This is a genomic window from Entomomonas sp. E2T0 (assembly GCF_025985425.1).
Classification (GTDB): domain Bacteria; phylum Pseudomonadota; class Gammaproteobacteria; order Pseudomonadales; family Pseudomonadaceae; genus Entomomonas.
Genome location: NZ_CP094972.1, coordinates 1,708,167 through 1,733,149, shown reverse-complemented (window position 1 = coordinate 1,733,149; position 24,983 = coordinate 1,708,167). Strand labels below are relative to the sequence as shown.

The window sequence follows — 24,983 nt, the reverse complement described above, 5'->3', positions numbered from 1 at the left end:
ACTGATGAGCTCTCCAATTTATTTAGATTATTCTGCCACTACCCCTGTAGATCCACGTGTTGCAAAAAAAATGATCGATTGCCTAACAATGGAAGGGAATTTTGGTAATCCAGCATCTCGTTCTCATATTTTTGGTTGGAGAGCAGAAGAAGCTGTTGAAAATGCTCGCCGCCAAGTGGCTGACCTACTAGGTGCCGACCCACGTGAAATAGTTTGGACATCAGGCGCTACTGAATCAGATAATCTTGCCATAAAAGGTGCTGCTCATTTCTATGCAAGTAAAGGTAAACACCTTATTACTTCAAAAATTGAACACAAAGCTGTACTTGATACCATGCGTCAACTAGAACGTGAAGGCTTTGAAGTAACCTATCTTACACCTACAGAACAAGGTGAAATTACTGTAGACATGATCAAAGATGCATTACGCGAAGATACTATCCTTGTGTCAATCATGCATGTCAATAACGAAATCGGCACTATCAATGATATTGCTGCTATTGGTGAGTTAACACGTTCTAAAGGTGTATTACTCCATGTAGATGCTGCTCAATCAGCAGGCAAACTACCTATTAATTTAGAAGAACTTAAAGTTGACTTAATGTCTGTTTGCGCTCATAAAATATATGGCCCAAAAGGCATTGGTGCTCTGTATGTACAACGTAAGCCAAGAGTAAGAATCGAAGCGCAAATTCATGGTGGTGGTCATGAACGAGGCATGCGCTCAGGCACATTAGCAACGCATCAAATTGTTGGTATGGGAGAAGCATTTCACCTTGCAAAACTAGAAATGCAAAAAGATACTGAACATTCAAAAACTTTACGTGATCATTTCTTCAAGCAAGTTAATCAACTAGAAGAAGTGTATGTGAATGGTTCTTTAGAAAATAGCGTACCTAATATTCTTAACTTAAGTTTTAACTATGTTGAGGGTGAATCACTAATGATGTCTTTAAAAGACTTAGCCGTATCATCTGGTTCTGCTTGTACTTCTGCATCACTAGAGCCTTCTTATGTATTACGTGCACTAGGACGTAATGATGAGCTTGCGCATAGTTCTATTCGTTTTGGTTTTGGGCGTTTTACTACAGAAGAAAATGTTGATTTAGCTGCACAAAAAGTTTGCGAAGCAGTTAGCAAACTTCGCGAATTATCCCCCCTTTGGGATATGTATAAAGATGGTGTAGATATTTCTAAAATAGAATGGCAAGCCCACTAATTATAAAGATTAATTACCGTATTAACTGATTTGAGGAATTAAACAATGGCCTATAGCGATAAAGTGATCGACCATTATGAGAACCCACGTAATGTAGGTAAAATGGATGCTGAAGATCCTAATGTAGGAACTGGCATGGTAGGCGCACCTGCCTGTGGTGACGTAATGCGTTTACAAATTAAAGTCAATGACCAAGGTGTTATTGAAGATGCTAAATTCAAAACCTATGGCTGTGGTAGTGCTATCGCCTCTAGCTCATTAGCGACTGAATGGATGAAAGGTAAAACCTTAGACGAAGCAGGTAGCATCAAAAATACCCAGTTAGCTGAAGAATTAGCATTGCCCCCAGTAAAAATTCACTGCTCGGTTTTAGCAGAAGATGCTATTAAAGCAGCTATTACTGATTATAAAACCAAAAAAGGAATGGTTTAATCCATCTTATTTGGTAAGGAGATTCTATGGCAATTACTATGACCCCTGCAGCGGCTAAACATATAGAAAGCGCTTTAGCTAACCGTGGTAAGGGTATTGGTATTCGTTTAGGGGTTCGTACAACAGGTTGCTCTGGCATGGCTTATGTACTTGAGTTTGTTGATGACACCGACCAAAATGATGTTGTATTTGATAATTTTGGTGTTAAAGTGGTTGTAGACCCTAAAAGTTTAATTTACATTGACGGAACAGAACTTGATTTCGTACGAGAAGGCCTAAATGAAGGATTTAAATTCAACAACCCTAACGTGCGCGGCGAATGCGGGTGTGGAGAAAGCTTCAACGTCTGAAGAATGCAGAGGTGATAAACCCTGCTACTTTGCACTATTAGATTTAAAGCCACATTTTAATATTGATTTAAACGATCTTGCTGAACGTTACCGTAAAAAGGCTGCATCAGCACATCCTGATCGTTTTGTATCGGCTACTGAAAGAGAAAAACGCTTAGCATTAGAACACTCTGCTAATCTAAATGAAGCTTATCAAATTTTAAAAACACCTTCACAACGTGCTCGTTACTTACTCAGTCTAAAAGGTAGTAATATACCGCTTGAAACTACAGTACAAGACCCTGAGTTTCTTATGCAACAAATGCAATGGCATGAAGAATTAGATGAGCTTAGAGAACAACCTGATACTAAACAGTTAAATAATTTCAAAACTCGTATTAAACAAACACAAACTAACTTAGAAGCAGAGTTTGATAAATACTGGCAAGATCATGAATATTATTTACATGCTGAACAGCTTGTTAGACGTATGCAATTTATGGACAAATTAACTTTGTCTGTAAAACAGCTAGAAGAACACTTAGACGATTAACCTAAACCATTAAGAAATATACATGTCTTTATTGCAGATAGCAGAACCAGGTCAAAGCCCTAAACCACATCAGAAAAAACTAGCCGTTGGTATCGACTTAGGTACCACCAACTCATTAGTTGCGAGTGTATTAAGTGGCATTCCTAAAGCATTAACAGACCTTGAAAACAATGTTATTTTACCTTCAGTAGTTCATTACTTACCTGATCAAATAGAAGTAGGAAAAACAGCTAAAGCAGGTACAACACAAGATCCACTTAACACTATTTCCTCTGTCAAACGCCTAATGGGACGAGGGATTAGTGACGTAAAACAACTAGGTGAACAACTCCCCTATCGTTTTACACAGGGCGAATCCAATATGCCGTTTATTGAAACGGTACAAGGTCCTAAAAGCCCTGTAGAAATTTCTGCTGAAATACTAAAAGCACTAAAAGAACGTGCAGAACAAAGTTTAGGCGGTTCACTGGTAGGCGCTGTAATTACAGTACCTGCTTATTTCGATGATGGACAGCGACAAGCAACCAAAGATGCTGCTCGTTTAGCAGGGCTTACTGTACTACGCTTGTTAAATGAACCTACTGCTGCCGCTGTGGCTTATGGCCTAGACAAACAAGCTGAAGGTATTATTGCAATCTATGATCTAGGTGGTGGTACATTTGATATTTCTATTTTACGCCTTGCCAAAGGTGTCTTTGAAGTTTTATCAACAGGTGGTGATAGCTCGTTAGGTGGCGATGATTTCGACCATCTTATTGCTGATTGGATTATTACAGAGGCCAATCTCTCCAATGATCTCTCCCCTTCTGAACAAAAAACATTGTTAAAAATTGCTTGCGCGGCTAAAGAATCACTCACTGACAATCAACAAACCACCATCAGCTATAAAAACTGGCAAAGTAATTTGACCCGTGAACAGTTCAACAACTTAATCACTCCTTTGGTTGAACGTACCCTTAAAGCCTGTCGTCGAGCAGTGCGAGATACAGATATCGACCTAGATGAAATCACCAATGTAGTAATGGTAGGTGGCTCCACACGAGTTCCCCTTGTTCGACAACAAGTAGGAGAACTATTTGGTAGTCAACCCCTCACCGATATTGACCCTGACCAAGTGGTTGCATTAGGTGCGGCTGTACAAGCAGATGCACTAGTGGGTAATCGCAGTGATGATGATCAACTATTACTACTCGATGTTATACCTCTCTCATTGGGTCTTGAAACAATGGGTGGACTAATGGAAAAAGTTATTCCTAGAAATACCACTATTCCCGTCGCCAGGGCGCAGGACTTTACCACCTATAAAGATGGGCAAACTGCTATGATGATTCACGTACTACAAGGTGAACGAGAACTAGTAGCAGATTGTCGTTCTTTAGCACGTTTTGAACTTCGTGGTTTTCCGCCAATGGTGGCGGGTGCCGCTAAAATACGGGTCACCTTTCAAGTAGATGCTGATGGTTTATTAGCAGTATCAGCGCAAGAACTAACCAGTGGCGCCCATGCAGCAATCCAAGTTAAACCCTCTTATGGCTTAACTGATGGTGAAATTGCTCGCATGTTACAAGATTCTTTTGCATATGCAGAAAATGATAAACAACAACGTAGTCTAAGAGAAGCACAAGTAGAAGCAAACCAACTAGTTGAAATTACTGAAGCAGCATTACAAGCTGATGGTAAAGAACTCCTTAACCAAACAGAATACCAAGAAATAACTAAACATGTAGCTGAATTAAAGAAAGTAGTTAATAGTAATGATCTACTGACTATTGAAAAATATACTCAAAAACTTTCCACAGCTACAGACTCTTTTGCGGCCAAACGAATGAATGCTACCGTTAAACAAGCATTAACAGGCCGTAGACTTAATGAAATAGACAGTGAATAGCACAGGATAATTTTATGCCTACCATTACTTTTTTACCTAATGAAGAACATTGCCCAGAAGGTGCAGTAATTGAAGCAGAAACAGGCGAAACCATTATTGAAGCTGCCCTACGCAACGGTATAGAAATAGAACATGCCTGTGAAATGTCTTGTGCTTGTACTACTTGCCATGTCGTTGTACGTGATGGTTTTGACAGCCTAGAACCTTCTGATGAATTAGAAGATGATATGCTAGACAAAGCATGGGGACTTGAACCTGATTCCCGCCTCTCCTGCCAAGCTGTTGTAGGAGATGAAGATTTAATTGTAGAAATCCCTCGCTATACTATTAATCAAGTTTCAGAAAATCACTAACAGGAGCCTTAAAATGACTCTTAAATGGACAGACGTACAAGAAATAGCTATTCAACTAACTGATACTTACCCTACTGTAAATCCACTCACTATTAACTTCGTTGAGTTACGCCAAAAAGTAATGGATTTACCTGAATTTAATGATGATCCTAATCGTTGTGGTGAAAAAGTACTAGAAGCTATTCAAGGTGCTTGGATAGAAGAGTTAGAATTATAAATTTTTATAACTCATCAGCTTATCCTTTTATGATGTACTTAACCAGTATTGACATCATTATGGCTATCATTACATTGATAAAAAATTAACTAAAGAAAACTGCACTATACCTAAAATCAATGCGGGTTAACTTGTATAAAGTTTATTTATTTTATAACTAATAATACTAACTCTAAATGATTCAAAACTTATTAAAAACTATCAAAATTCAATAGATAATTTTTAGTCTAAATTAAGTCTTTTTTATTAAAAAAACTATCCACAAAAACTGTGGATAACTTTGTTAATAATATTTGAAAATATATGGCTATCCCTACTGAATACTACCTTTGCCACAAATTGATCACTTTTCAATTAAAATATAACATTATAAAAATCAATAACTTATAAAAACAAGCTATATTTTAAATCTTTACCAATGAAAAAGCACTGAATTATCAATAAGTGTGCATAAGTCAAGTTAATTCTATTTATTTTTTAAATCATTAGTCGATTAAAATTAACACGCTAAATACTAAAAATAGTTAACTTTATTAACACACAAACATAATAGAATACTGACTCTATTTTTAAATTTTATTATTCTATAGTATTAATTATTCAGCTTGATTAGAGTAATCTTTATTATCTAACATTATTCTTTCCATCCACTATCAATTTATAGTTAAATTAGGAAAGATATAAAAAACAACAACTCTAAAAATAAAAAGACCTTAATAGAAATCTATTAAGGTCTTTTATTTGGTGGAGCCGGGGGGATTTGAACCCCCGTCCGCCAGCACTCCGCTATCGGTTCTACATGCTTAGCCTTATCTACTAAATTGACCCATTGCCGCCCGATAGGCAGGGTGCGCTGGGCTAGCTATATAAAATTTAGTCACGCCGCCTATAGCAAACTTTGTGACGATCCTGTTCTATCTGACAGATGGTTCGGGTTTACAGGCATCCCCTAGCATCTGCTAGCTGATTAAGCAGCTAGAGCGTAGTTGTCGTCGTTGGCAACTATAATTTTGTAGCAACGAATTTACGAGGTTTGCTACCAGCTCGACATGCCCCTCAAGTTTCATCACCAGCGTCGAATCCTAATCGACCCCAAAGGGAAACCTTAGGTTATGAGCATTATAGATGATTAATCATTAGATGTCGAATAACTGCCTTATTCACATTACTAACTAGAAGCTAAAACTTTTTTATAAAGCTCTATATATTGCTTACTTACTACTTCTTGTGACCATAATTCAACAGCTCTTTCTCTAGCATTTTTTTGGAGTAGCTTATAGTTATCTTGATCTGTCAAAATTTTCCTAATGCCTTCTGCAAGATCTTCACTATCATACGCTTTGGCAAGATAACCTGTTTTATTATGTTCAATTGCTGAAGTAAGTCCTGTGCAATTAAATGCTACAACAGGTGTTCCACAAGCCTGTGCTTCTGTTGCTGTTTGAGGTAAATTTTCTTGTCTTGAAGGAACGACCATTATATCAATTGCATTATAGAAAAGCGCCATTGTATAGTCATCATAAAAGCGTCCCATATAATGAATAGGAATATTTAACTTTAACTTTTCTTTTGGTTCAGTTTGTCCTACAACTACACATGCAATATCCAATAGATTTACACTATTTGATAAATGATTTAATGAGTCTAGTAATAGGTCAAATCCTTTTCTAAAATCTTTTGTATTAATAGCTCCAAAACCAATTAATAGAATATCTTTTGGTAACCCCAATATTTCCCTACATATATTCTTATCTAATGGTTTATAAAGTGTTGTATCTAATGCATTAGGTATTGTAAATATTGGCCATCCCGTAAATAAATTACTTTCAGAAACACATTGAGATAACCAATCACTAGGAGTCACAATAGAAAAAGGTATTTGCCAATATTTCTTCTTACGCTCCCATACTTTACGATCAATGTCTACTCCCTTCTCGCCTTGTTCCCTATTACTTTTTAAATACCCTTCCTTAAACCTAATTGAACTATCTACAACATAATGTTCTGAACCACAAAATGCCCACATATCATGTAAAGTCATCACTATAGGCTTATTAATAGAGGCAATTTGTTTAATTGATAAAGTCTCAGCATTGCACCAATGTAAATTAACTAAATCAACCTCAAATGTATTAATATTTTTTAATAAATGACTTCTAAACCAATTACCTGAATGTAAATCTTTATTTTCAGTTTTTTGAAGATTTTGTATTCTATTTGCCATAATATTTCTTAAAACTGTCCATAGTCTTTCTATTTTAGAATTAGGTTTATTTACATAATAACAATCTGTGTATTTATGTAATACAAGCATTTCAGCATCAACATCAAATTTTCTTAATGCACTTAGAACTCTAAATGCAGCTCTATCTGCCCCACCTAAACCATCTGTAGCTGAGACAATCAAAGGTTTCATAATGAAAATATTCTCTTTAGTTTATATTTGACACGAGTAATAAAACTAAGCTTATGCTGTAAATAAAATCTTCTAATTCTCTCTGTTGCAATGGTGTTTTCTGCTATTTTCTCTGAAAAGACTAATGGATATTTATTATTAACTGAAGAAACATAAACATCTTTATCATCACAATTTTCACCAGAACCATCTATACCTATATTTTTAACAAAGGTTTCTGTAGGATTTAAACAAAACCCCTGTTTTTCAAAAATGGTGGCATACCAGAAAATCGCCCAGGTATTTAATTGCCCGTTTGCATTGGCAACAACTTGCGTCCAAAAATCATGTGCGCCATCTAAATTAAATTGTTTAATTTTTCTTCTATTCCAGCTCTCTACTAATCGACTAGGATCTTTTTCAAAATATTGCCAACGATCTTGCCACGTTGCCCATCCCCAACAATTCATGACTCGCCAAAAAAAAGTATCTCCTATATCCGTATTCTCAATAGGATAATTCCACCCGCTTATATGCCATACTTTCTTTGATTTTTGATATTTTTCTAATGCTTCATTCATAAAACTTAAGAAATATTTAGATGTTACAATATCATCTTCTAAAATAATTGCTCTTCCATAAGTTTCAATAACTGAACTGACTCCCTCAATAATACTCTTGGCTAAACCATAGTTTTCTTTTCGTTCAATTATTTTGATAGTTTTAAAGCCTTCTATGGTTTCTAGTACTTTTCTTACTTCCTTAACAGAATCAGACATAGATTCACTTTTGGGAGCATCTGAGAAAACAATTAAATCTGTTTGAGAAGCTAGAATATTTATTTTTAATGCATTAATAACTTTTTGCGTATGAGCTGGTCTAGCATAAACAAATAAAATAACAGGGGCATAAGTTTTTATATTGTCAATATCCAATTTCATGATTCCCAATACTTATGACATATCACTTAAATTAAGATTAGTTATTAACTTCTAATAAACGTTGCATTAGCCCCATCCATACAAATATGCTTCATCCTTTTACTTTTTAGTAATTCAATATATTTATGAACACGATTATGTGCACCATTATCCAATGGTGTATGTAGCTCATCAAACTCTATTAGTAATAAGTAAGGTAAATTACCTGTACTAATTAAATGCTCAATAACCTGATATTCAGCACCTTCAATATCTAACTTTAATAATGCCACATTATTATGAGATAATTTTTCACAGATTGTAGAAATTGTATAACAATCTGCTTCAAAAAATTCTTCTGTTCCTTGTAAGTTTAGAATAGAACAAGATACATGATCTGGATTATAAGGCATAAAAAACTTCAATCGTGAGTTTTCTCCTGTTACTCCCCATGGATAAAAATGAATTTTTTGAAAATCAGTTGAACTTATATCATAATATTTCGTTGTATTATTAATAGCAAATAGTTCCTGTAATTCTATTGCTTTGGTTAAATTGTTGAAATGAGTAAGAGCCTTTGGCGTAGGATCAAAAATACAAATATTACAAGGAAAGCGTTTAGCAAGTTCACAATCAAAACTAATATCCTCTCCTGCACCAGCTAAGTAGCAATTATCTGTATCAGTCAAAGATAGCTGTTTTGGAATATACCACCCTCCATAGTCTGTTCCTAAACGAATAAGTAAGGATTTATCCCAAAAATCACTCTTATCAACTTGAAATTCCCTTTTCCCAAAGAAATGCTTCTTAACTCTTCCTAAGAACTTTTTTATCATTTCATAATCCTATAATGTATAACTTAATTGATGCATAGTATACATTGTTAACAAACTATAAAATAATAAAAAAGGGTGTATCAACACCCTTTTTTATTAACAATAATATATTAACTTCTATCTTATTTTTCTAAGTCTTTTACTGAGCTTTGAATATCCTCAGTAGTTTTCTTATCTACTGACTTATCAATATTCTCCTCTCCCCCAAACAAATCAATATTACTAAACTTTGGAATAGAGTCCTCTCTTTTTTTCACTATCTCACTCTTAACATCAGAAGAAAAACTAGAAATATCTGAACGTTGCTCAGTTTCTAACTGACGACGCTTAATTTCACGTGGGTCATTAGGAGCACGTCCAACAGACCGAGCAGGTTGTTCCACTACTTTTTCTGCCTCTGTTAACTGCGTTACTGATGGAGTTAACTGCGCAGCATTATTAACTGATGATACAACTTGCTGTTCAACAGCAGGTTTTGAGGCAACATGCTCTTTTACTTCTACTTCTTTTAAATTAGCTTCAGTAGTAGATTGAGCCTGTTCTCTCACCTCTTCCTTAACAATAGTAGTAGGCTGTTGCTCAACCTTTTGTACCTGTTTAGCGGTTTCAGAAACAATAGTGATTTCTTTTGATATAGAAGTCTCTACTTTTTCCTGCTGCTGCTCAACAGGCTTTTGAGCTCTCTCAACAGTAGCAGTTTGACTATCTTGAGCATCAATAGACTGCTTCTCCATTGTAAACTGTGGATTTTCTGTTTCAACCGCTTCATTACGTTGTTCACGTTGACGATCATTTCTTGGATTACGACGACGATCATTTCTTGGATTACGACGACGCTGGCCTCTAGCTCTACGACGAGGACGCTCATCATTATCTATTATATTCTCATCATTTTTTACTAATATTTCCTCAGTTTTTTCTATAACTTCAGGCTCAATATTCTCTTTAACTCGATCATTGTTTTGATTACGACGATTAGGACGCTCCTGTTTAGGCTTACGCTCTTCATCTTTATCTTTAGTAGAAGTATTTCTATCTTCTCTCGAATTATTTTGTTGTGTATCACGACGATTATTACGGCGTGGTTGGTTTCTATTTTCGTTTTGAGGACGACGACCATTACGATCATTATTTGTTGTATTCTTTTCAGTTTTATTCGCTACCTCTTCAACAGGTTCTTCTTTAACTGAAAATAAACTAACCAACGACTTCACTAAACTTCTTAAACCACCAACTTTTTTCTCAGCCTCAGGTGCAGGTTGTTTTGGAGCGATTGTTTTAACCATTGCTTCTTGACGAATTAACGCTTTAGAAGAGCTTACATGATTATGATCATCTTCAGCCTCAGCGTGGTGAATTTCATAGCTTAATTCATTAAACTGTGCATCAGGGCTATCAGTACGTAACCGTTGAACCTCAAAATTAGGTGTTTCTAAATGATCATTAGGAACAATAACTATTCTAACTTGGCTACGTAATTCGATCTTAGTAATAGCATTACGTTTTTCATTTAATAAAAATGCTGCCACAGGAATTGGTACTTGAGCCCTTACTTCAGCAGTAGACTCTTTTAAAGTCTCTTCTTCAATTAAACGTAAAATAGCTAAGGCTATAGATTCAATATCACGAATAGTACCTTGACCATTACAACGTGGACAAGTTACACCACTTGTTTCACGTAATGATGGACGTAACCGTTGACGTGACATTTCTAAAAGACCAAACTTAGAAATAGAGCCTACTTGAACACGTGCACGATCCGCTTTTAAAGCTTCTGTCATACGATCTTCAACAGCACGACGGTTCTTTGATGGAGTCATATCGATAAAATCGATAACAATCAAACCGCCAATATCTCTTAGTCTAAATTGACGAGCAATTTCATCAGCAGCTTCTAGGTTAGTTTGTAAAGCCGTTTCTTCAATATCACTACCACGTGTTGCACGTGCCGAGTTAATATCAATAGAAACCAATGCTTCTGTTGGGTCAATAACAATAGAACCCCCAGAAGGCAAACGTACTTCACGTTGGAAAGCGGTTTCAATTTGGCTTTCAATTTGATAACGGTTAAATAAAGGAACAGGATCTTGATAAAGCTTCACTTTATTTTTGTATTGAGGAATTACCTGACTAATAAAGTTTAATGCCTCTTCATAAGCATCTACTGTATCAATTAATACTTCACCAATATCTTGACGTAAATAATCACGAATAGTACGAATAATAACGTTACTTTCTTGATAAATTAAGAATGGTGCAGGGCTACTATCTGCTGCTTCTTTAATAGCAGACCATAATTGTAAAAGATAATCTAAATCCCACTGTAATTCTTCAATACTACGGCCTAAACCTGCAGTACGAACAATGAGTCCCATATCAGGTGGAGTTTGTAAAGCATTGAGAATTTCTTTAAGTTCTGATCTTTCATCGCCTTCAATACGACGAGAAATACCACCGGCACTTGGGTTATTCGGCATTAATACCAGATAACGACCAGCTAAGCTAATAAAAGTAGTTAACGCAGCACCTTTATTACCACGTTCCTCTTTCTCCACTTGCACAATAACTTCTTGGCCTTCTTGCAGTAAATCTTTAATACTAGGACGACCACCACCATTACCATCAGGGTTATTAATGAAATACTCACGGGAAATTTCTTTAAGGGGTAAAAAACCTTGACGACCAGAACCAAAATCAACAAAAGCCGCTTCTAGGCTTGGTTGAATAGCTGCAATACGGCCTTTATAAATATTGGCTTTCTTTTGTTCACGAGCACCAGACTCGATATCTAAATCAAATAGACGTTGACCATCTACAAGCGCTACGCGTAACTCTTCAGGCTGAGTTGCGTTAATCAGCATTCTTTTCATATTGTACCATCTGTTTCCATGCAAGCAGAAACACTCGGGCACACAACGCTCAAGGTCAGTGTTTGGGGCGCGCTAAAGTGGTATACCACCTTCGTGTCTAGCGTGACTAACAAATCATAGTTAGTCCGCGACCGCGTCTCCTGTTTTTGTAGTTACAAAAACATATAGTAGCAGGAGGAGGAATCTATTCAGTAAGGCGGATGCTATGGCATCTAACGCTTTAAACTACACTCTTACTTTGTAGTGCATCTCCACCCAACATGTTCCATGATAAATCGGGTGCCGCGTTCAGTATTTTCGCCCGCGGGTTATTACTTTATTAAAACCATCTTTATTATTAATAATGGTTTTAGCCATATTTCCAGAACTTTTATCAGATTAAATGATTACTGATTGGTAGTCTGAACCTACATACAATTTTTCACTTATTACTAATTAATTATTAGCCAATGCTCTACTTTGCAGACATTTTATAACCAGAATGAAATAAGGTTTCAATATCTGTATATTTGTTTCTCTATAAACAAATAATTCTGCGACAAGCTATATAATTATAAATAAACTTTGTAATGCTTAAAATAGTTCTCATTAATAATTCATGAGCGGATTAAATGGCCTTTTTTAGAACCATATTTTAGTTATTCCTTATAAAACTTATTTTAAGCTAATAACAATCATATATACCTTTTATAGGTTCGCTGAATATAACAGTTAATATACTATTCTTCAATGGAAATAGTTAACTACTTAACAATTAGTTATATAACTTTTAAAATACCTACTATATAAATAAAAGATTAATAACCTAGACACTGCAAAAACACCTTAATTTAAGGTAAAATATACGACCTTCATCTTATCCTTTTTATTGAGATTATCTGACAATGCTGATTCTGCGTGGTACTCCTGCTCTTTCTTCATTCCGTCATGGAAAATTAGTTAACCAATTACAAGCTGCTGCGCCTCATGTTACAGCAGTTTATGCTGAATTTATGCATTTTGCAGATACTACTGCCGAATTATCAGCAGAGCATAAACAGGTTCTAGAACGCTTACTTAAATACGGTCCTGCTGTAAAAGTTGAAGAACCTAAAGGGAAACTTTATTTAGTATTACCCCGTTTTGGTACTATTTCACCTTGGTCAAGTAAAGCAACTGATATTGCTCATAATTGTGGTTTAGATACTATTATTCGTATAGAGCGTGGTGTTGCTTACTATATTGAAGGTGATTTATCAGCGGCTGAACAGCAAACTGTAGCTCGTATCTTACATGATCGCATGACACAACAAGTGCTTGATAATATAGAACAAGCAGAAAAACTATTTAACCATGCTGAACCACGCCCTTTAACTTCAGTAGATATATTAGAGAAAGGTCGCTCAGCATTAGTAGAAGCTAACCAACAATTAGGCTTAGCACTCGCAGAAGATGAAATTGATTACTTAGTAAATGCTTTTACTGAGCTAAAACGTAACCCTAATGATGTTGAACTAATGATGTTTGCTCAAGCAAACTCTGAACATTGTCGCCACAAAATTTTTAATGCCAGTTGGGATATTGATGGCGAAGCTCAACAAAAAAGCCTGTTTGGTATGATTAAAAACACTTATGAAATGGGACATGAAGGTGTTTTATCTGCTTACAAAGACAATGCTTCAGTGATCGAAGGCTTTACTGCAGGCCGCTTTTTCCCTAATTCAGAATCAAAAGTATATACAGCCAACCAAGAGCCTGTACATATTTTAATGAAGGTTGAAACCCATAATCACCCCACAGCTATTGCTCCGTTCCCTGGGGCTTCTACAGGTTCGGGTGGTGAAATTCGTGATGAAGGTGCTACAGGACGCGGTGCTAAACCTAAAGCAGGTTTAACAGGCTTTACTGTTTCAAACTTAAATATTCCTAACTTTATCCAGCCTTGGGAAAAACCATACGGTAAACCAGATCGTATTGTTAGTGCATTAGATATTATGATCGAAGGCCCGTTAGGTGGTGCTGCCTTTAATAATGAATTTGGCCGCCCTGCACTAAATGGCTACTTCCGCACCTTTGAACAAAGTGTTGATACTCCTCACGGTGAAGAAGTTCGCGGCTATCACAAACCTATTATGCTAGCAGGTGGTTTAGGCAATATCCGCGCTGAACATGTGCAAAAAGCAGAAATTAGCGTTGGCGCAAAACTTATTGTACTCGGTGGCCCAGCTATGCTTATTGGTTTAGGTGGCGGTGCTGCCTCATCAATGGCAACAGGTACTAGTTCAGCAGATTTAGATTTCGCCTCGGTACAACGTGATAATCCAGAGATGGAACGTCGTTGCCAAGAAGTTATTGATCGTTGCTGGCAATTAGGCGATAACAACCCTATTAAGTTTATTCATGATGTGGGGGCAGGTGGTCTTTCTAATGCCCTACCAGAACTTATTCATGATGGTGGTCGTGGCGGTAAATTTGAATTACGTAATGTACCAAATGCCGAACCTAATATGACCCCCTTAGAAATTTGGTGTAATGAATCACAAGAACGTTATGTGATGTCAGTAGATGCTGCTGACTTTGAACGTTTTAAAGAAATTTGTGAAAGAGAGCGTTGCCCCTTTGCTGTAGTAGGTGAAGCCATTGCAGATCACCAGCTTACTGTACACGATAACCACTTTAATAATAATCCTGTGGATATGCCATTACAGGTATTACTAGGTAAAGCTCCTCGTATGCACCGCACGGCTAAACGTGAAAAAATAGCAGGTGATAACTTCACAACACAGGGTATTGAATTAAAAGAAGCTATCAGCCGAGTATTACACCACCCAACCGTAGCCAGTAAAAGTTTCCTAATCGCTATTGGTGATCGCACTATTACAGGTTTAGTAGCCCGTGACCAATTTGTAGGCCCTTGGCAAGTACCTGTAGCAGACTGTGCTGTAACAGCTACTAGCTTTGATGTGTATACAGGTGAAGCAATGGCAATGGGTGAAAGAACACCTCTAGCCTTATTAGATGCACCTGCTTCTGGTCGTATGGCTGTAGCTGAAAGTATTACCAATATTGCTGCTGCACGTATTGAAAAACTATCAGATATTAAATTATCTGCTAACTGGATGGCAGCAGCAGGCCATGCTGGTGAAGATGCGCGCCTTTATGATACGGTAAAAGCAGTAGGTATGGAGTTATGTCCTGAATTAGGTATTACTATTCCAGTGGGTAAAGACTCTATGTCAATGAAAACTCGCTGGTCAGATAATGGACAAGAAAAAAGCGTAACTTCACCTCTTTCTTTAGTAATTTCAGCCTTTGCGCCTGTACAAGATATTCGTCAAACCTTAACCCCTGAACTTCGTTTAGAGCAAGGTGCTACAGATCTTATTTTAATCGATCTAGGCCGTGGTCAAAATCGTCTAGGCGCCTCTATTCTTACTCAAGTATATAGCCAACTAGGACAAGAAGTACCTGATTTAGATGATGCAGAAGATTTAAAAGCTTTCTTTGCTATTATCCAAGGTTTAAATGCTGATAATAAATTATTGGCTTATCATGATCGTTCTGATGGTGGTTTACTAGCTACTGTCTTAGAAATGGCCTTTGCTGGTCATTGTGGTTTAAATATTCAATTAGATCCACTGGTAGAAAGTACTGATGATGTATTAGCTGCACTCTTTAATGAAGAACTAGGTGCTGTTATCCAAGTTCGTCAGGAAGATACTGAAGAAGTGCTTGCTCACTTTAGTGGCGCTGGTTTAGAAGATGCTGTATCCGTAATTGGACAGCCCACTAAACAACAAAATATTCATTTTAGTTTAGAAGGAAACTCACTCTTTAATGAAAGCCGTGCTAACTTACAACAACAATGGTCAGCAACTAGCTATCAAATTCAACGTTTAAGAAATAACATAGAGTGCGCTGATCAAGAATTTGCAATCATTGCTGATGATAGTAATCCAGGTTTACAAGTAAAACTTACTTACGATCTTCAACAAAATATTGCCGCACCTTATATTAATAAAGGTATTCGCCCTCAAGTAGCTATTTTACGTGAACAAGGTGTAAATGGTCAGGTAGAAATGGCAGCCGCTTTTGATCGTGCTGGCTTTGCTGCTGTGGACGTACATATGAGTGATATCTTAGCAGGCCGTATAAATCTTAATGACTTTAAAGGTATTGTAGCTTGTGGTGGTTTCTCTTATGGTGACGTACTAGGCGCAGGCGAAGGTTGGGCAAAATCTATTTTATTTAACAGTCAAGCTAGAGATGCATTTACTGCTTTCTTTAATCGTAATGACACCTTTACATTAGGCGTATGTAATGGTTGTCAAATGCTCTCTAATCTACATGAATTAATTCCTGGCACTGAATTATGGCCACATTTTGTACGCAATAAATCAGAACAGTTCGAAGCCCGTGTAGCTATGGTAGAAGTACAACAATCCCCTTCTATCTTCTTACAAGGTATGGCAGGTACTAAAATGCCTATTGCTATTGCTCATGGTGAAGGTTATGCAGAATTCACAGATCAACAAGCATTAACTAATGCTGATCAATCTGGTTTAGTGGCATTACGTTATATTGATAACTATGGTAAGGCTACCGAGCAATACCCAGCTAACCCTAATAGTTCACCTCTTGGTATTACAGGGTTATGTAATACTGATGGCCGCGTAACTATTATGATGCCTCACCCAGAACGTGTCTTTAGAACTGTGCAAAACTCTTGGTACCCTGATAAATCAAAAGAAGATGCAGGTTGGATTAGAATTTTCCAAAATGCTCGTGTTTGGGTAGACTAATTGTTAAAAAGAAAAAGCCAAGCAATTGCTTGGCTTTTTTATTTATTACAATTTACTAATTACTGATTGGTGATGAAGTTCCAGACTGAACTTGCGGTTGTACAGGTTGTAACTTACTTAATAAGTTTATTGCTTCCTGATCACCTTGATCTGCCGCTTTCTTTAATAACTCAATAGCTTTCTCTGGGTTCTTTTCAATACCATCAATACCAGCCATATAGAGTATAGCTAAGTAGTATTGAGCAGGAGCATAACCTTGGTTAGCAGATTTTTCATACCAAACAGAAGCTTCTTTCTCACTTTCTTTAAGCCCTGCTTTACCCTCTGTATACATTTGCCCTAAATGATATTGACCTTTAGCATCACCTTGCTCAGCAGCCTTTCTGAACCATTCTAATGCTGCTACATCATCTTTTTTTCCAGATAAACCAAAATAGTAAACTTTACCTAAATCTACTTGTGCAGGAGCATAGCCAAGGTTAGCAGATTGATTAAGTAAATCAGCTATCTTTTGTTGATTTGCTTTAGCCGTTTTAGAATCACTCATATATTGAATAGCTTGCTCATAGAGTGCTTTTGCTTGCTCTTTATTATCTACCACTTGAGTTCCAGATACAGCTTGAGCCATCACATAGGAAAATTGTGATGTCCCCACAGTAACTAATCCCAAACAAAGAATACCTGTAGTTAGATATCGTGAACAAGAACCGCTTATTTTCATGCCTAATGCATCCTTAGTAGCCAAAAGTATTAGATGGATAGTGTACCCTTTTTTTCAAAAGGGTTAATTGAGTTTTTTAATCAATATATTTCTATACATTTATATATACTATTTTTCCACATCTGTTAGCTCAAATTGCCTTACAGTAATATTATTAAATATCATAAAAATCAAACTATTGTCTGTATATTTAGCACTATAAGCACCTGTATAGTTATATAAGCGCATAGCCATAGAGGTATATTGCCAAGCCCTTATATCGGAACAAATAATGGATTGTTTTAATAATTCTGTATAAGCATGCTCTTTTGCAAAGCTTTGTACAGCTTTTGCTGCTTGTTGTAGACTAGGTTCCACTTGTGGATTATCCCATCCCCAAGCAAAAGTACTATTATCTAATGTATAAATCCCCACTACTTGCACAGGCGCACAAACCTCTATACCTACTGTTTCACTATTGAAATAAAAATAAATTTTTTCTTGTTGTTGATCAATATTCCAATAATTACAACGCTCAATACTCCATGTATCAATATGAAACTGGGTGGCTACTTCTAGTGCTTGCATACTACTTTTGATATATTCTTCCAAGGCTGGATTCTTTTCAAAAGTATCTATCATGTATCATTCCTTACTAATTAATCCTAGCATTTTAGAGTAGCATTAAATACCCATTAACAACAGTCAAATCATTAATAAGTTACTGGATAATACACTGTTCTACTTCATATTAAGTAGAACAGTAACTATTAAGTTTAATGGGCTGTCCAGCCACCATCCACAGAAATCATTGACCCTGTAATAGAATTAGCTGTATCACTACATAAAAAGCTAGCAATACCTGCTACCTCTTCAACTTTAACAAACTGCTTATTAGGTTGCTCGCCTAATAAAACCTCTTTAATTACCTGTTCCTTGGTCATATTATGGGTTTTCATTTGATCTGGAATTTGCGACTCAACTAATGGTGTTAATACATAACCTGGACAAATAGCATTGGCTGTAACACCATGTTCAGCAGCTTCCAAAGCAACTGCCTTAGTCAGTCCTGCAAGACCATGTTTGGCTGCTACATAAGCTGATTTAAAGGGTGAAGCAATTAAAGCATGGGCAGAAGCAATATTTATAATACGTCCCCATTTATTTTTCTTCATAATAGGTAATGCATGTTTGATCGTATGAAAACTAGCGGTTAAGTTAAGCGCAATAATGGTATCCCATTTTTCAGTAGGAAACTCATCAATAGGTGCCACATGCTGCACACCGGCATTATTTACTAAAATATCTAAACTACCAAATAACTTATAGGTTTGCTCAATCATTATTTGAATTTCATCTGGCTTAGTTAAGTCAGCACCCATATAGGCTACTTTTACGTCATAGTCCTCTTGAATCTGTTGTACCAGTGTATTTATATCTTCCTCTTTGCCAAAACCATTCAACACAATATTAGCACCTTTTGCAGCCAAAGCCTCTGCAATAGCTTTGCCAATTCCACTGGTTGAACCTGTTACTAACGCTACTTTATTTTTTAACATTATTTTTTCCTCAATAATTTAATTCAATAAATGCCTTAACGCCTATGGCAAACCATTTTTACTAACTATGCAAATCTAGACTATAAAATAAACACTTTTACTGCAAAAAAGATCTTGGGCTAATTAACTAATTATAAATAAATTATTTAACAGCAATACGCATACGATATGAAAAATCTATTTCAAAAGACTCTTGTTTAAAAATACCTTTGATTGTCTTACTAAATCTTTGAACATCCTCTTCTATAAGTTCAGGACGTTTTTTTAATAATGTTTGTAGACTACCCTGACTCAATATAATATTGATAAATCGCTCGGCTGTGCATATTTCGGTATTGCTAAAAACCACTTCCCGCGAATACCTGAAATAGCCACTTTCTCTGATTCTAGATAAGTGTTTATTTTTCTCATAACGTGTGAATGTATCTCTTATGTCAGGTAATTCAATCTCCATTTTCTTTACCTTTTCATAAAGATTATTATAAGCCTGTTCTGCCTGCCACTTAGCAATAGGAGGCCAATCACAATCTACTGTAGCAAACACTCCACCTGCTTTTAAAACACGATTTATTTCTTTTAATGTTGTTATTGGTTCCATCCAATGAAATGACTGGGAACAAATAACCACATCAGCACAATTATCTTCTAACCCTGTATCATGGCTATAGCCATTGCTAAAACTAATATTGTCACTTTGTTTTTTTTGAGCAACAGCTAACATATCTAAACTTGGCTCAATACCAACCACATGCTTACAGAAATCTTTCCATACAACCGTAGAAAGTCCTGTTCCACAACCTAAATCAATCACTTTATCAGGTTGTTTTTCTAAATAACGAGTAATAATCTTTACAGGATACACTGGCATAGTCGGTCTTGCACTTTCATAGGTATCTGCAAAACCTGTAAATCTATCAGCATTTTTTTGAATTTCATTGACCATACGATTACTCACTTTATAGTTACTAGCCTGCCTATTGCTAGACAAGCTTAAAACTGGTGACTAATTCATATTATTGCATATACAACCTATAGAAGTTGTATAAAGTACGAGAAAACTGTTTAAGGGTATTACAGTATATTTAATACTGAGAAAATTAATATTATTCTTTACAAACTATGGTATTTCTCTTTGTTTTTGTAACCAAGGTGGTAAATGAAACATTAAAAAAAGACCAAGTAACGCAATAACAAAATATAAAAAACCACGTAACTTATAACCTAGCAGCCCTAAGCTATTCACACCCAAAAATACAATAGCGGCCAGCAACACTGCTATTATAGCTAGCCCTATTGGGCTATTAAATAACGAGCCAAAACCTGATGTTTTAATAAACAAATAAAGTTGCAAAACAACACAAACTAATATTATTAAAACAATTCTTGGCTCCAGTTCTGCTATTACATTATAAGCAAGAATAGGAGCCAATACAGACTTATTGAGAGTAGGAAAGATAACCAATAAGGTTATCCATATTCCTCCCACCCAAAGAGATTGTAAAAATGCCCAAGCAAATCGCTCAACGCTATTTAATCTCTTATTAGACATGCTTCACTTCAATTATTTCATATTCCACTTCACCACTAGGAATACGAATTAATATCACCTCACCTTCCTCTTTACCAATAATGGCTCTGGCTATAGGTGAGCTAACTGAGATTTTACCCTCTTTAATATCTGCTTCATCATCACCAACAATCTGATATACCGTAGACTCATTGGTATCCATATTGATAAGTTCTACTGTTGAACCAAAAATTACCTTACCTGAAGGTGGAATCGACGAAATATCAATAATATGAGCATTAGATAACTTCGCTTCAATATCCCTAATACGCGCTTCTACCATACCTTGCTGCTCACGTGCAGCATGGTATTCAGCATTCTCTTTAAGGTCACCTAATTCACGTGCTTCACCAATGGCTTTACTAAGCTCTGGACGACGTTCAGTTTTTAGATATTTTAATTCTTCCTCAAGGGCTTTTGCACCTTGCACAGTCATTGGAAATTTTTTCATGTGTTAAACTATTCCTGCATGAAGGTCCTGCAAGCGACGCACATTTCTCTCTACACCAAATTTTAGTGCTTCACAAACCGCTTGTCCACCTGCAATAGTAGTAGTAATACAAACTTTATGTTGTAATGCATTACGACGAATTGAGTAAGAGTCTGCAATGGATTGACGACCTTCAGTAGTATTAATGATTAAATCAATTTCACCATTTTTAATCATATCTACAATATGTGGGCGTCCTTCAGTTACCTTGTTAATACGCTTAACAGGTAAACCAGCACTCTCTATTACTTTAGCAGTACCAGATGTTGACACGATTTCAAAGCCTAATTCGACTAAGTCGCGTACAACACTGGTTACAATGAGTTTGTCTTCTTCACGAACACTAATAAATGCTCGGCCTCCTTCACTCGGTAGTATTTCATTAGCGCCTGCTTGTGCTTTTGCGAAAGCCTCAGCAAAACTATCACCAACCCCCATCACTTCCCCTGTAGATTTCATTTCTGGTCCTAAAATAGGATCCACACCTGGGAACTTAGCAAATGGGAATACCGCTTCTTTAACACTAAAATACTTAGGAATAATTTCCTCGGTAAAACCAATTTCTTTCAGTTTTTTACCAGCCATCACTCTAGCTGCTATTTTAGCCAGTGATGTACCAATACACTTAGATACAAAAGGTACTGTACGAGAAGCGCGAGGATTTACTTCTAATACATAAATCTTATCACCTTGTAAGGCTAATTGGACATTCATTAAACCAATTACACCTAACTCTAAAGCCATTGCTTTTACTTGCTTACGAATTTCATCTTGTACTTCTTTAGAGAGTGAATATGGTGGTAAAGAACAGGCAGAGTCACCAGAATGCACACCTGCTTGCTCAATATGCTGCATAATGGCACCAATCACTACATCTTCACCATCACAAATAGCATCCACATCTATTTCAATCGCACAATTTAAGAAATGATCCAATAATACAGGGCTATCATTAGACACCTGCACAGCCTCACGCATATAGCGTTTTAACTCATCCGTATCATAAACGATTTCCATTGCACGACCACCTAACACATAGGATGGGCGCACTACCAATGGATAACCAATTTTTTCGGCACCATCAATCGCTTCTTGTTCACTACGAGCAGTTGAATTAGGTGGTTGTAAAAGATTTAAACGCTCTACCATTTGTTGAAAACGCTCACGGTCTTCAGCGCGGTCAATCGAATCAGGGCTTGTACCAATAATAGGTACACCCGCTTCTTCTAAGGCACGACAAATTTTCAGTGGTGTTTGACCACCATATTGCACAATTACCCCTTTAGGTTTTTCAACACGAACAATCTCTAATACATCTTCAAGGGTAACAGGCTCAAAATATAAACGATCAGACGTATCATAATCAGTAGATACTGTCTCTGGGTTACAGTTAACCATGATGGTTTCGTAACCATCTTCACGCATAGCTAACGCAGCATGCACACAGCAATAATCAAACTCAATACCTTGTCCAATACGGTTAGGGCCACCACCTAATACCATAATCTTGTCACGGTTAGACGGATTAGCCTCACACTCTTCTTCATAAGTAGAGTACATATAAGCCGTGTCTGTAGCAAACTCTGCCGCACAAGTATCTACACGTTTATAAACAGGTAATACTTCTAACTTATGACGATGGCCACGTAATGCTTTTTCACTAATACCTAATAACTTAGCTAAACGAGCATCAGAAAAACCTTTACGTTTTAATTTACGCATCATTGGCTTATCAAGTGTTGCTAAACCAAGGGTTTTAACCTGTTCTTCTAATTTAATAATTTCTTCAATTTGCACTAAGAACCAAAGATCAATCTTAGTTAAATCAAAAATCCTTTCAATTGAATAACCAGCACGCATAGCATCCGCTATATACCAAATACGGTCAGCACCAGGTACTGTTAATTCACGATTTAAGATACTTTCAACTTCTGGGGCAGATAAATCCACTTTAGGATCAAAACCATTAGCACCCACTTCTAAACCGCGTAATGCCTTCTGCACAGACTCTTGGAAAGTACGACCAATAGCCATCACTTCCCCTACTGATTTCATTTGCGTGGTTAAGCGTGCGTCTGCTTTTGGAAATTTCTCAAAGGCAAAACGAGGCACTTTAGTTACCACATAATCAATCGCTGGCTCAAATGAAGCAGGCGTTCTGCCACCTGTAATATCATTTTGTAGTTCATCTAAGGTATAACCCACTGCTAACTTCGCTGCCACTTTTGCAATAGGGAAACCTGTTGCCTTAGAAGCTAATGCAGAAGAACGCGATACTCGTGGATTCATCTCAATAACCACCATACGGCCAGTATCTGGACAAATACCAAACTGTACGTTAGAACCACCTGTTTCAACACCAATTTCACGCAATACTGCTAAAGAAGCATTACGCATAATTTGGTATTCTTTATCCGTTAAAGTTTGCGCAGGCGCAACAGTGATTGAATCACCTGTATGAACCCCCATAGGGTCAAAGTTCTCAATAGAACAAACAATAATGCAGTTATCTTTTTTATCCCGCACCACTTCCATTTCATATTCTTTCCAACCAATTAATGATTCATCAATCAGTAATTCATTAGTAGGCGATAAATCCAAACCTCTGGTACAAATTTCTTCGAATTCTTCGCGATTATAAGCAATACCACCGCCCGTACCACCCATAGTAAATGAGGGGCGAATAATACAAGGAAAACCAACTTGATCTAATACGCCATAAGCTTCTTCAAGGGTATGGGCAATACCAGAACGTGGGCACTCCAAACCAATAGCTTTCATCGCTTGGTCAAAACGTGAACGATCTTCTGCTTTATCAATTGTATCCGCATTAGCACCAATCATTTCCACGTCAAATTTAGTTAACACGCCATGACGTTCTAAATCTAAGGCACAGTTAAGTGCAGTCTGACCACCCATAGTAGGTAATAATGCATCTGGTTGTTCTTTTTCAATAATTTTAGCCACTGTTTGCCATTTAATTGGCTCAATATAAGTAGCATCAGCCATCGCTGGGTCAGTCATAATCGTAGCAGGATTAGAGTTAACCAAGATAACTCGATAACCCTCTTCTTTCAAAGCCTTACATGCTTGTGCGCCAGAGTAATCAAACTCACAAGCCTGACCAATAACAATAGGGCCTGCACCAAGGATAAGGATACTCTTTATATCTGTACGTTTTGGCATGGTTCTCTCGTGCTTCTCAATTAATCTAACTTAGGCAGTGGCAAGTCTAACGCCAAAACCCACAAATAAAACCCCAACACTGGCAGTAGCTGTAGCGGCTAAACGTTTTCTCTTATGAAACCACATCGCTAAAGACACACCAGCAAAAATTAAAAATGACAAATAAATAAAACTGCAGGCTTGTAAAGTTAATCCTAAAATTAAAAACGATAACCCTGTATGGGCATAATTAGGATCTACAAACTGAATAAAAAAAGCGATACAAAATAAAATAGCTTTAGGATTAGATAAACTTAACAACAACGCTTTCTTAAAAGGGCTTCTAACACTGGTTTTAGCAGTAATATCATCTTCAATCTCAGCATTAGCTGACTTGTGAAACTTCTGCCATGCACCTTTTAACATCATAAAGCCTAGATAGCATAAATAAAGCGCACCTAGTCCCTTAATAATTAAAAACAATACGGGCCATGTTTTAAGCAATGAAGCCATCCCTAACGCTGACGCAGTCATTAAAATAGCATCACCTAAAAATACTGCACAAGCAGCTTGATATCCTTTAGATACCCCACTTTGTGCAGCTGTAGCTAATACGAACAAAGAATTAGGGCCAGGCAATAAAATAACACCTATTGTTGCCACTAAAAACGTCCAGTAATTAATAACTCCAAGACTTTCAAACATTGTT

20 protein-coding genes and 1 other RNA gene are annotated in these 24,983 nt (G+C 36.6%); 8 read left to right on the top strand and 13 right to left on the bottom strand.

Going from position 1 to position 24,983, the window contains the following annotated elements:
* The first annotated feature begins 4 nt into the window (after positions 1-4).
* Genes MTZ49_RS08280 through iscX form a run of 7 tightly spaced genes read left to right on the top strand, consistent with a single transcriptional unit; the run spans position 5 to position 4,991 of the window.
* Positions 5-1,219 carry an IscS subfamily cysteine desulfurase gene (locus MTZ49_RS08280; protein WP_264745085.1) on the top strand — a complete coding sequence of 405 codons (1,215 nt, stop codon included), beginning with the start codon at positions 5-7 and terminating at the stop codon, positions 1,217-1,219.
* A gap of 45 nt (positions 1,220-1,264) precedes the next feature.
* Complete coding sequence (gene iscU / locus MTZ49_RS08275; protein ID WP_264745084.1) at positions 1,265-1,651, top strand: Fe-S cluster assembly scaffold IscU; 387 nt, start codon at positions 1,265-1,267, stop codon at positions 1,649-1,651.
* A gap of 26 nt (positions 1,652-1,677) precedes the next feature.
* Positions 1,678-2,001, top strand: coding sequence for an iron-sulfur cluster assembly protein IscA (gene iscA, locus MTZ49_RS08270; RefSeq protein WP_264745083.1), 324 nt, complete (start codon positions 1,678-1,680; stop codon positions 1,999-2,001).
* Positions 1,979-2,533, top strand: a complete 555-nt coding sequence (hscB, locus tag MTZ49_RS08265; RefSeq protein WP_264745082.1) for a co-chaperone HscB — start codon at positions 1,979-1,981, stop codon at positions 2,531-2,533. The genes iscA and hscB overlap by 23 nt, the downstream gene beginning before the upstream one ends.
* 22 nt (positions 2,534-2,555) lie before the next feature.
* On the top strand, positions 2,556-4,421 hold the full coding sequence (gene hscA / locus MTZ49_RS08260) for a Fe-S protein assembly chaperone HscA (protein WP_264745081.1): 1,866 nt from the start codon (positions 2,556-2,558) through the stop codon (positions 4,419-4,421).
* Positions 4,422-4,435: 14 nt separating this feature from the next.
* On the top strand, positions 4,436-4,774 hold the full coding sequence (gene fdx / locus MTZ49_RS08255) for an ISC system 2Fe-2S type ferredoxin (protein WP_264745080.1): 339 nt from the start codon (positions 4,436-4,438) through the stop codon (positions 4,772-4,774).
* 13 nt (positions 4,775-4,787) lie between these two features.
* A complete protein-coding gene (iscX, locus tag MTZ49_RS08250) occupies positions 4,788-4,991 on the top strand; it encodes a Fe-S cluster assembly protein IscX (RefSeq protein ID WP_264745079.1) in 204 nt (67 codons plus the stop codon).
* A gap of 742 nt (positions 4,992-5,733) precedes the next feature.
* Here the strand turns inward: iscX and ssrA are convergent.
* The 5 genes from ssrA to MTZ49_RS08225 all read right to left on the bottom strand — a co-directional run bounded on the left by ssrA (position 5,734) and on the right by MTZ49_RS08225 (position 12,012).
* Positions 5,734-6,085: a transfer-messenger RNA gene (gene ssrA / locus MTZ49_RS08245) on the bottom strand.
* Between the two features lie 74 nt (positions 6,086-6,159).
* The gene (locus MTZ49_RS08240) at positions 6,160-7,407 is read right to left on the bottom strand and encodes a glycosyltransferase (RefSeq protein WP_264745078.1); all 1,248 of its coding nucleotides are present in this window, start codon (positions 7,405-7,407) and stop codon (positions 6,160-6,162) included.
* Positions 7,404-8,327 (bottom strand): sugar transferase, encoded by a 924-nt coding sequence (locus MTZ49_RS08235; RefSeq protein WP_264745077.1) that lies wholly within the window; start codon positions 8,325-8,327, stop codon positions 7,404-7,406. The genes MTZ49_RS08240 and MTZ49_RS08235 overlap by 4 nt, the downstream gene beginning before the upstream one ends.
* Positions 8,328-8,371: 44 nt before the next feature.
* Entirely contained in the window at positions 8,372-9,142 is a 771-nt protein-coding gene (locus tag MTZ49_RS08230; protein ID WP_264745076.1) for an FkbM family methyltransferase, read from the bottom strand.
* A gap of 122 nt (positions 9,143-9,264) precedes the next feature.
* Positions 9,265-12,012 (bottom strand): Rne/Rng family ribonuclease, encoded by a 2,748-nt coding sequence (locus MTZ49_RS08225; protein ID WP_264745075.1) that lies wholly within the window; start codon positions 12,010-12,012, stop codon positions 9,265-9,267.
* A gap of 884 nt (positions 12,013-12,896) precedes the next feature.
* Between MTZ49_RS08225 and purL the strand changes: the two genes are divergently transcribed.
* Positions 12,897-16,793, top strand: coding sequence for a phosphoribosylformylglycinamidine synthase (purL, locus tag MTZ49_RS08220; protein WP_264745074.1), 3,897 nt, complete (start codon positions 12,897-12,899; stop codon positions 16,791-16,793).
* Positions 16,794-16,848: 55 nt separating this feature from the next.
* Here the strand turns inward: purL and MTZ49_RS08215 are convergent, their stop codons facing one another.
* The 8 genes from MTZ49_RS08215 to leuE form a co-directional block, all read right to left on the bottom strand.
* Positions 16,849-17,514, bottom strand: a complete 666-nt coding sequence (locus tag MTZ49_RS08215) for a tetratricopeptide repeat protein (protein WP_264745073.1) — start codon at positions 17,512-17,514, stop codon at positions 16,849-16,851.
* A gap of 108 nt (positions 17,515-17,622) precedes the next feature.
* Positions 17,623-18,135: a DUF6882 domain-containing protein gene (locus MTZ49_RS08210; RefSeq protein WP_264745072.1), complete on the bottom strand. Its 513-nt coding sequence runs from the start codon at positions 18,133-18,135 to the stop codon at positions 17,623-17,625.
* A gap of 134 nt (positions 18,136-18,269) precedes the next feature.
* The gene (locus tag MTZ49_RS08205) at positions 18,270-19,055 is read right to left on the bottom strand and encodes a 3-hydroxybutyrate dehydrogenase (protein ID WP_264747855.1); all 786 of its coding nucleotides are present in this window, start codon (positions 19,053-19,055) and stop codon (positions 18,270-18,272) included.
* Positions 19,056-19,194: 139 nt separating this feature from the next.
* Entirely contained in the window at positions 19,195-19,995 is an 801-nt protein-coding gene (locus MTZ49_RS08200; protein ID WP_264745071.1) for a class I SAM-dependent methyltransferase, read from the bottom strand.
* Positions 19,996-20,169: 174 nt separating this feature from the next.
* A complete protein-coding gene (locus MTZ49_RS08195; protein WP_264745070.1) occupies positions 20,170-20,601 on the bottom strand; it encodes a hypothetical protein in 432 nt (143 codons plus the stop codon).
* Positions 20,594-21,070, bottom strand: coding sequence for a transcription elongation factor GreA (gene greA / locus MTZ49_RS08190; protein WP_264745069.1), 477 nt, complete (start codon positions 21,068-21,070; stop codon positions 20,594-20,596). The genes MTZ49_RS08195 and greA overlap by 8 nt, the downstream gene beginning before the upstream one ends.
* Positions 21,071-21,073: 3 nt before the next feature.
* Entirely contained in the window at positions 21,074-24,295 is a 3,222-nt protein-coding gene (carB, locus tag MTZ49_RS08185) for a carbamoyl-phosphate synthase large subunit (RefSeq protein WP_264745068.1), read from the bottom strand.
* A 30-nt stretch (positions 24,296-24,325) separates the two neighbouring features.
* Positions 24,326-24,979 (bottom strand): leucine efflux protein LeuE, encoded by a 654-nt coding sequence (leuE, locus tag MTZ49_RS08180; protein WP_264745067.1) that lies wholly within the window; start codon positions 24,977-24,979, stop codon positions 24,326-24,328.
* Between the last annotated feature and the right edge of the window lie 4 nt (positions 24,980-24,983).